At 73.5% G+C, this 10,715-nt stretch carries 11 protein-coding genes; 3 read left to right on the top strand and 8 right to left on the bottom strand.

Annotated features, from left to right (window positions below; all coding sequences use genetic code 11):
• Nucleotides 1-29 precede the first annotated feature (29 nt).
• Both ACW0Q9_RS08285 and ACW0Q9_RS08290 read left to right on the top strand, forming a co-directional pair.
• Nucleotides 30-371 (top strand): PadR family transcriptional regulator, encoded by a 342-nt coding sequence (locus tag ACW0Q9_RS08285; protein ID WP_456179459.1) that lies wholly within the window; start codon nucleotides 30-32, stop codon nucleotides 369-371.
• On the top strand, nucleotides 368-1,318 hold the full coding sequence (locus tag ACW0Q9_RS08290; protein ID WP_456179461.1) for a permease prefix domain 1-containing protein: 951 nt from the start codon (nucleotides 368-370) through the stop codon (nucleotides 1,316-1,318). The genes ACW0Q9_RS08285 and ACW0Q9_RS08290 overlap by 4 nt, the downstream gene beginning before the upstream one ends.
• A gap of 52 nt (nucleotides 1,319-1,370) precedes the next feature.
• On the opposite strand, the gene ACW0Q9_RS08295 is transcribed toward ACW0Q9_RS08290, so the two are convergent.
• From ACW0Q9_RS08295 to pgsA, 8 genes are all read right to left on the bottom strand, one after another.
• Nucleotides 1,371-1,940 carry a GNAT family N-acetyltransferase gene (locus ACW0Q9_RS08295; protein ID WP_456179463.1) on the bottom strand — a complete coding sequence of 190 codons (570 nt, stop codon included), beginning with the start codon at nucleotides 1,938-1,940 and terminating at the stop codon, nucleotides 1,371-1,373.
• Between the two features lie 105 nt (nucleotides 1,941-2,045).
• Nucleotides 2,046-2,795: a YebC/PmpR family DNA-binding transcriptional regulator gene (locus tag ACW0Q9_RS08300; protein ID WP_456179464.1), complete on the bottom strand. Its 750-nt coding sequence runs from the start codon at nucleotides 2,793-2,795 to the stop codon at nucleotides 2,046-2,048.
• A 250-nt stretch (nucleotides 2,796-3,045) separates the two neighbouring features.
• Nucleotides 3,046-3,705, bottom strand: coding sequence for a pyridoxal 5'-phosphate synthase glutaminase subunit PdxT (pdxT, locus tag ACW0Q9_RS08305; protein ID WP_456179466.1), 660 nt, complete (start codon nucleotides 3,703-3,705; stop codon nucleotides 3,046-3,048).
• A 56-nt stretch (nucleotides 3,706-3,761) separates the two neighbouring features.
• Nucleotides 3,762-4,679 (bottom strand): pyridoxal 5'-phosphate synthase lyase subunit PdxS, encoded by a 918-nt coding sequence (gene pdxS, locus ACW0Q9_RS08310; protein WP_456179468.1) that lies wholly within the window; start codon nucleotides 4,677-4,679, stop codon nucleotides 3,762-3,764.
• Between the two features lie 136 nt (nucleotides 4,680-4,815).
• Nucleotides 4,816-5,319: a hypothetical protein gene (locus ACW0Q9_RS08315; protein WP_456179470.1), complete on the bottom strand. Its 504-nt coding sequence runs from the start codon at nucleotides 5,317-5,319 to the stop codon at nucleotides 4,816-4,818.
• Between the two features lie 82 nt (nucleotides 5,320-5,401).
• Nucleotides 5,402-6,562 carry a glycosyltransferase family 4 protein gene (locus ACW0Q9_RS08320; protein ID WP_456179472.1) on the bottom strand — a complete coding sequence of 387 codons (1,161 nt, stop codon included), beginning with the start codon at nucleotides 6,560-6,562 and terminating at the stop codon, nucleotides 5,402-5,404.
• 14 nt (nucleotides 6,563-6,576) lie between these two features.
• The gene (locus ACW0Q9_RS08325; protein ID WP_456179473.1) at nucleotides 6,577-7,512 is read right to left on the bottom strand and encodes a phosphatidylinositol mannoside acyltransferase; all 936 of its coding nucleotides are present in this window, start codon (nucleotides 7,510-7,512) and stop codon (nucleotides 6,577-6,579) included.
• Nucleotides 7,509-8,129: a phosphatidylinositol phosphate synthase gene (gene pgsA / locus ACW0Q9_RS08330; protein ID WP_456179475.1), complete on the bottom strand. Its 621-nt coding sequence runs from the start codon at nucleotides 8,127-8,129 to the stop codon at nucleotides 7,509-7,511. The genes ACW0Q9_RS08325 and pgsA overlap by 4 nt, the downstream gene beginning before the upstream one ends.
• Nucleotides 8,130-8,380: 251 nt before the next feature.
• Here pgsA and ACW0Q9_RS08335 point away from each other — a divergent pair, with 251 nt between their 5' ends.
• Nucleotides 8,381-10,543: an elongation factor G-like protein EF-G2 gene (locus ACW0Q9_RS08335; RefSeq protein WP_456179476.1), complete on the top strand. Its 2,163-nt coding sequence runs from the start codon at nucleotides 8,381-8,383 to the stop codon at nucleotides 10,541-10,543.
• Nucleotides 10,544-10,715: the final 172 nt, after the last annotated feature.

Genomic DNA, 10,715 nt, shown 5'->3' on the forward strand with positions numbered 1-10,715 from the left:
AGTGTGTGTCACACACTATAGTGTGATGCATGGTGAGCGAGGAGGTCCTTCGGACCCATCTCCAGGAGCTACGGCGCGGCACGGTGGTGGTGGCCAGCCTGGTCGCGCTGCGCCGGCCCGACTACGGCTACGCGTTGCTGCAACGGCTGGCCGGGCACGGCTTCCCGGTCGACGCCAACACCCTCTATCCCCTGCTCCGGCGGCTCGAGGAGCAGGGGCTGCTGACCAGCGAGTGGAACACCGAGGAGAGCCGACCGCGCAAGTTCTACCGCACCAGTGACGAGGGCGAAGCGGTGCTGGGCCGCCTCCTCGACGACCTGACCGCGGTGCACACGTCCGTCACCCAGCTGATCGAAGGAGTGGGCGAATGAGCTCCCTGACCGACCGTTACCTCGCGGCCACCCTGCGGGCCGTGCCGACCCAGCGCCGGACGGAGCTCGCCGACGAGCTGCGCGCCTCCATCGAGGACATGATCGAGGACCGGACCGCCGGCGGGCAGGACCGCGGGGCCGCCGAGCGGGAGGTGCTCACCGAGCTGGGCAACCCCGAGCAGCTCGCCGCCCGCTACGCCGACCGCCGCCTCCAGCTCATCGGCCCGACCTACTACCTGGCCTGGGAGCGGCTGATGAAGCTGCTGCTCAGCTTCGTCCCGGCCACCGTCGGCACCATCGTCGGCCTGCTGGAGGCCACCGACGGGGAGAACCCGGGCGGCGCGGTCGGGGCGGGCGTCGCCACCGCGCTGCAGGTCGCGGTCCAGATCGCCTTCTGGGTCACGCTGGTCTTCGCGGTACTCGAGCGGACCAACACGTCGCTGAACCTGCCGGGGTGGAGCGTCGACCAACTGCCCGAGGTGCAGACCGACCGGCAGATCACCCTGGTCGACGTCACCGCCGCGATCGGCTGGCTGGTGCTGGTCATCGCATACCTGCCGATCCAGCACTTCCACTCGTTCGTGCCCAGCGGCGACGAGGACAACCTGCCGATCCTCGACCCGGCGCTGTGGAGCTTCTGGCTGCCGTTCCTCATCGCCGTGCTCGTCGCGACCGTCGGCCTGGAGATCGCCAAGTACCGGGCCGGGCAGTGGACGTGGCCCCTGGTCGCCGTGAACGCGGTGCTCGACCTGGCGTTCGCGGTGCCGGTCATCTGGCTGATGTCGACCGACCGGCTGCTCAACCCCGAGTTCGTCAACCGCTTCGCGTGGCTCGGGCGCGAGGAGAACCTGAACACCGTCGCCACGATCGTGGTGGCCGGCACCGTCCTGATCGTGGTCTGGGATGTCGTCGACAGCGCGATCAAGGCGTACCGCAACCGGCACTGATCCCGCCGGCCATCGCGGCCCGGCACCCACGCGGGTGCCGGGCCGCTCCGGGTCAGACGCCGGCGGGTCGGGCCCGCCACTCGCGGGCGAGCAGGGCGTACACGGCCTCGTCGGTCCACTCGCCCTTGACGAACTCGTTCTCCCGCAGGTGCGCCTCGCGGCGCATGCCGAGGCGCTCCAGCACCCGGGCCGAGGCGGTGTTGCGGGCGTCGAGCCGGCCGACGATCCGGTGCAGCCCGAGGCCGTCGAAGCCGAGCCGCAGCATCTCCCGGGCGGCCTCGGTGACGTACCCCCGGCCGGTGTGGTCGGGATGGGCGACGTAGCCGATCTCGCCCTGCCGGTGCTCGCCGCTGGTCCAGATCAGCAGCACGTCGCCGACGAACTCGCCGGTCTCCGGCAGGACGACGGCCAGGTTGAGCGCGTCACCCGGCGCGCGCAGCGCGGTGCGCCGCACCATCCGGTCCACCGCCGCCCGGGCGGCGGCGTCGTCGTAGGGCTCGTGGTAGAGGAACCGGGTGACCTCCGGCCGGCCGCGGTAGTCGCGGAGGACGGCCAGGTCGTCGGGGGTGAAGGCGCGCAGCAGCAGGCGGTCGGTGCGCAACGGCAGGTCGGGAACGAGCATGCCGGGAGGGTACGGGTGCGGCGCCGGCCGGTCAGCCGGGTTTCCGGCGGGTCCGACCACGTCGCCGAGCCGACGCGTGGTGGCTCGGCGACGCGTCGGGCGACCTCAGCCGACCGCGGCCATGACCTCGTCGGAGACGTCGAAGTTGGCGTAGACGTTCTGCACGTCGTCGCAGTCCTCGAGCACGTCGATCAGCTTGAAGATCTTGCGCGCGCCCTCCTCGTCCAGCGGCACGTTGACGCTGGGGATGAGCGAGGACTCGGCCGACTCGTACTCGATGCCGGCGTCCTGCAGGGCGGTGCGGACCGGGATCAGGTCGGTCGGCTCGGAGACCACCTCGAACGCCTCGCCGAGGTCGTTGACCTCCTCGGCACCCGCGTCGAGCACGGCCATCATCACGTCGTCCTCGGTGGTGCCGGCCTTCGGGACGATCACCACGCCCTTGCGGGAGAACATGTACGACACCGAGCCGGCGTCGGCGAACGAGCCGCCGTTGCGGGTGAGCGCGGTGCGCACCTCGGTGGCGGCGCGGTTGCGGTTGTCGGTGAGGCACTCGATGAGCAGCGCGACGCCGTTCGGGCCGTAGCCCTCGTACATGATCGTCTGGTAGTCGGCGCCGCCGGCCTCCAGCCCGGAGCCGCGCGTGACCGCGCGGTCGATGTTGTCGTTCGGGACGGAGTTCTTCTTGGCCTTCTGGATGGCGTCGTAGAGGGTCGGGTTGCCGGCGGGGTCGCCGCCGCCGGTCCGGGCCGCCACCTCGACGTTCTTGATCAGCTTGGCGAACATCTTGCCGCGCTTGGCGTCGATGACGGCCTTCTTGTGCTTGGTGGTCGCCCACTTTGAGTGGCCGGACATCTCATACCTCCGTCTGTTGACTCACGCCTGCGTCGACTGTCCGCGCCCGCGCCGAACCGGGACCGCCGGGCGGTCGGCTGGGGGGCGGCGGCGGGCGGTGAGCCCTGCCGAACCGCGGCAATCCTACCGAGGTCGCGTCCCCGCATGTCACACCCGGCACCGTGCCGGGGCCGGCCGAGTGACCGGGGGCCGCTCCGGACGGCCCCGGGAAACGTGCCCCGCCGGCGTCGCAACCAGGAGGAAAGGGGCCTCAGGCGGCGGTCCGGACCAGGTCCACGAAGTAGCGGTGCAGCCGCAGGTCGCCGGTGAGTTCCGGATGGAACGACGTGGCCAGCAGGTGGCCCTGCCGGACCGCGACGATCCGGCCGGCGGCCGGCCCGAGCGACGACTCCAGCTCGGCACGTCGGACGCCGCGCGGCGAGCTGGAGCCGTCGTCGGTGACCCGGCCGAGCACCTCGACGCCCGCGCCGACCCGCTCGACCCACGGGGCGCGGATGAAGATCGCGTGGAACGGCCCGCCCTCGACCCCGGTGATCTCCACCGGCGCCTCGAACGAGTCGACCTGCCGGCCGAACGCGTTGCGCCGGACGGTCATCTCGATGCCGGCGAAGCCGCGCTGGTCGGGGCGGCCGTCGAGCACCTCTGCGGCCAGCATGATCATGCCGGCGCAGGAGCCGTAGACCGGCATGCCGCCGGCGATCCGCTTGTCGATCGGCTCGCGCATCTCGAAGATGTCGGCGAGCTTGCTCATGGTGGTCGACTCCCCGCCGGGGATCACCAGGCCGTCGACCGCGTCCAGCTCGGTCGGGCGGCGCACCGGACGGGCGTCCGCGCCGGCCCCGGCCAGGGCGGCGAGGTGCTCGCGCACGTCGCCCTGGAGGGCGAGCACACCGATGACGGGTGCGGTCACTCCGCGCTCCTCTCGCTCGTCGGACGGGGCCCGGCCCGGGCCCCGTCCGGCTCCCGTCACCAGCCGCGCTCGGCCAGCCGGTGCGGCTGCGGGATCTCGTCGACGTTGATGCCGACCATCGCCTCGCCCAGGCCGCGGGAGACCTTGGCCAGCACGTCCGGGTCGTCGTGGAAGGTGGTGGCCTTCACGATCGCGGCGGCGCGCTGGGCCGGGTTGCCCGACTTGAAGATGCCCGAGCCGACGAAGACGCCCTCGGCGCCGAGCTGCATCATCATGGCCGCGTCCGCCGGGGTGGCGATGCCGCCCGCGGTGAACAGCACGACCGGCAGCTTGCCGGTCTCGGCGATCTCCTTGACCAGCTCGTACGGCGCCTGGAGCTCCTTGGCGGCGACGTACAGCTCGTCGGACGGCAGCGACTGCAGGCGGCGGATCTCCTGGCGGATCTTCCGCATGTGGGTGGTGGCGTTGGAGACGTCACCGGTGCCGGCCTCGCCCTTGGAGCGGATCATCGCCGCGCCCTCGGTGATCCGGCGCAGCGCCTCGCCCAGGTTGGTCGCGCCGCAGACGAAGGGGACGGTGAACGCCCACTTGTCGATGTGGTTCGCGTAGTCGGCCGGGGTCAGCACCTCGGACTCGTCGACGTAGTCGACGCCGAGGGACTGGAGGATCTGCGCCTCGACGAAGTGGCCGATCCGGGCCTTGGCCATCACCGGGATGGAGACCGCGTTGATGATGCCGTCGATCATGTCCGGGTCGCTCATCCGCGAGACACCGCCCTGGGCGCGGATGTCGGCGGGCACCCGCTCCAGCGCCATGACGGCGACCGCGCCGGCGTCCTCGGCGATCTTGGCCTGCTCGGGGGTGACCACGTCCATGATCACGCCGCCCTTGAGCATCTCGGCCATGCCCCGCTTGACGCGGGCGGTGCCGACGACCGGGGTGGCGTTGCTGTTCGGGGAGGTGGATTCGGGCACGGGTCATCGCTCCTTGAACGTGCTCGGGGGGTGGCTGCCAGAAGGCTACGACGGGGTCAACGCCGGTCCGACAGCCAATCAGACCCCCGGTGGCCTGCTCTGTGGCCGGCGTCACCGGCGTCCGGCCGCCGCGCGCTCAGCCGGTGGTGACGTCCGCCCGCGGGGTGAGCGTGGGGTCGTCGACGTCGAAGTAGCGGGGCCACTCCCGCCCGCGTCCCATCCGGAACAGGCGTACCAGCGGGCGGCCTCGGGCCGCCCGCGCGTCGCGGACGAGGTCGGTGTGCACCTGCCGGGCCAGGGCCAGCCGCCGGCTCGCCGCGATCACCGCCTCGCAGGCCGGGTCCGCCGGGTCCAGCTCCACCGTGCGCAGCTGCCGGGTGAGGTCGTTCTCCGCGGCCTCCCGCTCCTCGGGCACGGCGTCCAGGGCGATCCGGGCGGCCGCGTACAGCTCCACGCCGTAGCGCTGCTCGGCCAGCACCGCGGCGGCGGCCGCGCGGCGCAGCAGGTGCGCGTCGAGCGCCCGGGCCGCCGACTCCGCGCGCGCCTGCAGCCGCTCGACCCGGCCGGCGGTCCAGATGAGGTACGCCGAGACCAGCCCGAGCACCAGGACCGCGCCCACCACCCACCACATGCCCGGCATCGTAATGCTGCTCCTCATCCCGCCCGGCCCGCGCGGGCACCGGTCGACGCGCTCGTCACAGCGGCCCCACCGGCCACCGGGTTCAGCCCAGCTCCGCCCACTCGGTGTCCATGACCCGGCCGTCGGTGGCTTCGATCGCCGCTGCGTATACCTCCAGAACCCGGCGGGCAACCACGGGCCAGTCGAAATTCGCCACCACCTGGTCGCCGCAGGCGGTCAGCGCGGCCCGCTGCCCGGCGTCGTCGAGCAGTTCGGCCAGGGCGGTGCGCAGCGCCGCCGCGTCCCCGGTCGGGAAGAGCCGGCCGGCCCGCCCGCCGTCCAGCACCCGGCGGAACGCGTCCAGGTCGCTGGCCACCACCGTGGTGCCGGCGGCGAGCGCCTCGGTGAGGATCATCCCGAAGGACTCCCCGCCGGTGTTCGGTGCGACGTAGAGGTGCAGGCTGCGCAGCATGCGAGGTTTGTCCGCCTCGGAGACCATCCCGAGGAAGGTGACCCGGTCCCGCAGCCCGGCCGGGAACTGGCCGTAGAGGTCCTCGGCGTCGCCCGGCCCGGCCACCAGCAGGCGCAGCCCGGGGCGGTGCGGGGCGAGCGCGACGAAGGCGTCCCGCAGGATCGGGAAGCCCTTGCGGGGCTCGGTGAACCGGCCCAGGAAGCCGACCGTCCCGCCGGTGCCCGGCGCGCACTCCCCCGGCCAGCCGCGCAGCGGCTCGACGCCGGCGAACTTCGCCACCGCCACCCCGTTGGGGATCTCCACGGCGCCGCCGTCCATGTGCTCGACCTGCACCTTGCGGGCCAGGGCGCTCACCGCGATCCGGGCGGTGATCCGTTCGAGGAGGATCTGGAGCACCCCCTGCGCCGCGGAGAGCACCCGGGACCGGGTCATCGCGGTGTGGAAGGTGGCCACCACCGGACCCCGGGCGCAGAGCACGGCGAGCATCGACAGGCTGGGGGTGAGCGGCTCGTGCACGTGCAGCACGTCGAAGTCGCCCCGGGTGATCCAGCGCCGGACCCGGGCCGTGGAGACGGGGCCGAAGGCGATCCGGGCCACCGAGCCGTTGTACGGCAGCGGCACCGCCCGCCCGGCCGACACCACGTACGGCGGCAGCGGCGAGTCCTCGTCGGCCGGGGCCAGCACGCTCACCTCGTGGCCGAGCCCGAGCAGCGCCTCGGCCAGGTCCATGACGTGGTTCTGCACCCCACCCGGAACGTCGAAGGAGTACGGGCACACGATGCCGATCCGCATTGCGCCCCGCTCCCTCAGATCGTCCCGGTGGCCGCCGGCGGCACCGCCGACGCGGTGGAGCCGTCCGTGCGCTGGTCCAGCCACATCCGCTGCAACATGTGCCAGTCTTCCGGATGCCGGGCGATGCCCGCCGCCAGACCGTCGGCAATCCGCTGGGTCACGGCGCGCACCCGGGCGTCCAGCGGGGCGCTGCCCTCCTCGGGCAGCTCCAGCGGGCCCTCGATGGCGGCGCGGGCGCCGTCCGGCTCGTACCACAGCGAGGCCACGTAGAGCGGCGCTCCGGTGCGCAGCGCCAGCAGCGCCGGGCCGGGCGGCATCCGGGTCCGGCCGCCGAAGAACTCCACCTCCACGCCCCGGGCGGAGAGGTCCCGGTCGGCGAGCAGCGGCACCACGGCGCCGGCCCGCAGCCGGTCCACCAGCACGTCGAACGCCGGGCGGTCGCCGCCGGAGGTGGGCAGGATCTCCATGCCGAGGCCCTGCCGGAACGCGAGGAAGCGCTCGTAGACGCCCTCGGGCTTGAGCCGCTCGGCGACCGTGGTGATCGGCCAGCCGGTGGCGGCCACCCAGGCCCCGGCGGCGTCCCAGTTGCCGGCGTGCGGCAGCGCCACCACCGCGCCCCGGCCGGCCGCCACGTCGGCGGCGAGCTTCTCCTGGCCGTCGAGGTGGAAGCCGGCCAGGATCTGCTGGCGGCTCAGGCTCGGCAGCCGGAACGCCTCGAGCCAGTACCGGGCGTACGAGCGCAGGCCCGCGCGGACCAGCTCGTCCAGCTCCGCCTCGGGCAGCTCGGGCCCGACCACCCGGCGCAGGTTGACGCGCAGCCGCTGGACGCCCTTGCCGCCCCGGCGGTGGGCGCGGTCGGCGCCCGCCCGGAAGGCGGCGGCGACCACGGGGCGGGGCAGCGCGCGCACCAGGCGCCAGCCCGCGACGTAGCCCGCCTCGGTGAGGTTCACTCCCGGCCGACCAGCTGCGCCTGCCGGTACACGTGGGCCATCCGCTGCCCGACCGTGAAGATCGAGACGGCGGCGAGCAGCCAGAGCGCGATCTCCAGGGCCGGGTCGACGCCGAGGCCGGTGAGCAGGCCGCCCACCCCGACGATCAGCAGCCGCTCGGTGCGCTCGGCGATGCCCACGTTGCACGTCATGCCCAGCCCCTCGGCGCGGGCCTTGACGTAGGAGACCAGCCCGCCGGCGGCCAGGCACAGCAGCGCCGCGGCCACGCCGGAATAGTCGTGCTCGGTGGCCAGCCAGTACGCGACCGCGCCGAAGACCGCGCTGTCGGCGATCCGGTCCATGCTCGAGTCGAGGAAGGCCCCGAACCGGGTGGAGCCGCCGCTCATCCGGGCCATCGTGCCGTCGAGCAGGTCGGTGAGCGCGAAGACCGTGACGATCAGCGCACCGGCGACCAGATGACCGCGGGCGCCGAAGCCGAGCGCGCCGACGAGCACGCCGACGGTGCCGGTCACGGTGACCGCGTTGGGGGACACACCGGCGCGGAGCAGGCCGCGCGCGACCGGCTCCACGACGCGGGTCATGCCCGCGCGGGCCGTCACTTGGAAGATCTTCGCCATGGCGGTCCCACGATAACGGCCGGCAGCGGCCGGGGACACAGCCGGTCGTACCGACCCGCCAGGCGTACTTGTGCCGACCCCGTTACAGGTGTGAGATCGAGCGTGGGAGGTGAGCCAGTTCACCGGATCACCCGTCCGCCTACCCGTCGTCCAGGAGATCACCGGAAGATATCGCCGCGGTGCCCGCCCGGGCCGCTTCCCCGTCGCGCGCGGCGGTCGCCACCACCACCGGTTGAGGGAGGTGCGCCGCGATGGCGCAGAAGAATCAGGAGAAGGGTGTCACCGGCGGCGCGCCGGTGGTGACCGAGCCCGGCAGGGTTCGCAACGTGGTGCTCGTCGGGCACTCCGGAGCGGGCAAGACGACCCTGGTCGAGGCACTGCTCGCGGCCAGCGGCACGATCGGCCGGGCCGGCAGCGTCACCGACGGCACCACCGTCTGCGACCACGACCCCGCCGCCGTACGCCAGCAGCGTTCGGTGAGCCTGGCCTGTGCCCCGCTGCTGCACCGCGACGTCAAGGTCAACCTTCTGGACACCCCCGGGTACGGCGACTTCGTCGGCGAGCTGCGCGCCGGGCTGCGGGCCGCCGACGCGGCGCTGTTCGTGGTCTCCGCCGTCGACGGCATGGACGCCGCCACCGCCGCGCTCTGGGAGGAGTGCGCCGCGGTCGACATGCCCCGCGCCGTCGCGGTGACCCGGCTGGACCACCCGCGCGCCGACTTCGACGAGGCGGTGGCACTCTGCCAGCGGGTCTTCGGCGACAACGTGCTCCCCCTCTACCTGCCGATGCTGGGCGACGACGGCGAGTCGGTCGCCGGCCTCATGGGGCTGATCACGCGGCGGGTCTTCGACTACTCCCAGGGCCTGCCGGCGGCGGTGCGCGAGCCGGACCCGGAGCACCTGCCGGCCATCCTGGAGTCCCGCAACGAGCTGATCGAGGGGATCATCGCGGAGAGCGAGGACGAGACCCTCATGGACCGCTACCTCGGCGGCGAGGAGATCGACACCGAGGTGCTCATCACCGACCTGGAGACGGCGGTCGTCCGCGGCCACTTCTACCCGGTGGTGCCGGTCTGCGCGGAGACCGGCGTCGGGCTGGACGCGCTGCTCGACGGCCTGGTCGCGGCGTTCCCGTCGCCGCTGGAGCACGAGCTGCCCGCCGTCACCGGCGTGGACGGCTCGCCCCGGCCGCCGCTGGCCTGCGACCCCGACGGCCCGCTGGTCGCCGAGGTGGTCAAGACGACGGTGGACCGGCACGTCGGGCGGGTCTCCCTGGTCCGCGTCTTCTCCGGCACGCTCCGCCCGGACCAGGTGATCCACGTGTCCGGGCACGGCATGGCCGAGCGCGGGCACCCCGACCACGACGCCGACGAGCGGGTCGGCCACATCTACAGCCCGCTCGGCGCGACGCTGCGCGAGGTGCCCACCGCCGTGGCCGGTGACATCTGCGCGATCACCAAGTCGGGCAGCGCGGAGACCGGCGACACCATCTCCGCCAAGGAGGACCCGCTGCTCGTCGCCCCGTGGGAGATGCCGGAGCCGCTGCTGCCGGTGGCCATCGTGGCGAAGAGCCGGGCCGACGAGGACGCCCTGGCCCGCAACCTGGCCCGGCTGGTCGCCGGCGACCCGACGCTGCGGCTGGACCGCAACGCCGAGACCCATCAGCTGGTGCTCTGGTGCATGGGCGAGGCGCACGCCGACGTGGTGCTCGACCGGCTGCGCGCCGGCGGCGTGGAGCTGGAGACCGAGCCGGTCCGGGTGGCGCTGCGCGAGACGTTCACGGCCGGCGCCAGGGGGCACGGCCGGCACGTCAAGCAGTCCGGCGGCCACGGCCAGTACGCCGTCTGCGACATCGAGGTCACGCCGCTGCCCCGGGGCGCCGGCTTCGAGTTCGTGGACAAGGTGGTCGGCGGCGCGGTGCCGCACAACTACATCCCCTCGGTGGAGAAGGGCGTCCGGGCGCAGATGGAGCGCGGCCTGGTCGGCGGCTACCCGGTGGTGGACCTGCGGGTCACCCTCTTCGACGGCAAGGCGCACAGCGTCGACTCCTCCGACGCGGCGTTCCAGACCGCGGGCGCGCTCGCCCTGCGGGACGCCGCCGAGAAGGGGCAGCCGACGCTGCTGGAGCCGGTCGACGAGGTGACCGTCCGGGTGCCCGACTCCTCGGTGGGCGCCGTGATGGGCGACCTGTCCGGCCGGCGCGGCCGGGTGCTCGGCACCGAGCCGGACCCGGACGCCGAGGGCCGCACCCTGGTCCGCGCCGAGGTCCCCGCCACCGAGCTGCTGCGCTACGCGGTCGAGCTGCGCTCGATGACCGCCGGCACCGGCACCTTCCGACGCGAGTTCGCCCGCTACGAGCCGATGCCCGCCCACCTGGCCGAGCAGGTCCGCAAGGAGGCCGGCAACCGCTCCTGACCGCGCCCCGTCGGCGCCTCCGTCGATCATGGAGTTGGGGTTCCCGGTTCACCCAGTTGGGACCGTTTTCGGCGGTGCCAACTGGGTGAACCGGGAACCCCAACTCCATGATCGACGGAGGCGCCGACGGGGCGCGGGCAGGAGCGGTTGCCGGCCTCCCTGCGGACCTGCC

It is taken from the genome of Micromonospora sp. I033 (genome assembly GCF_053890995.1).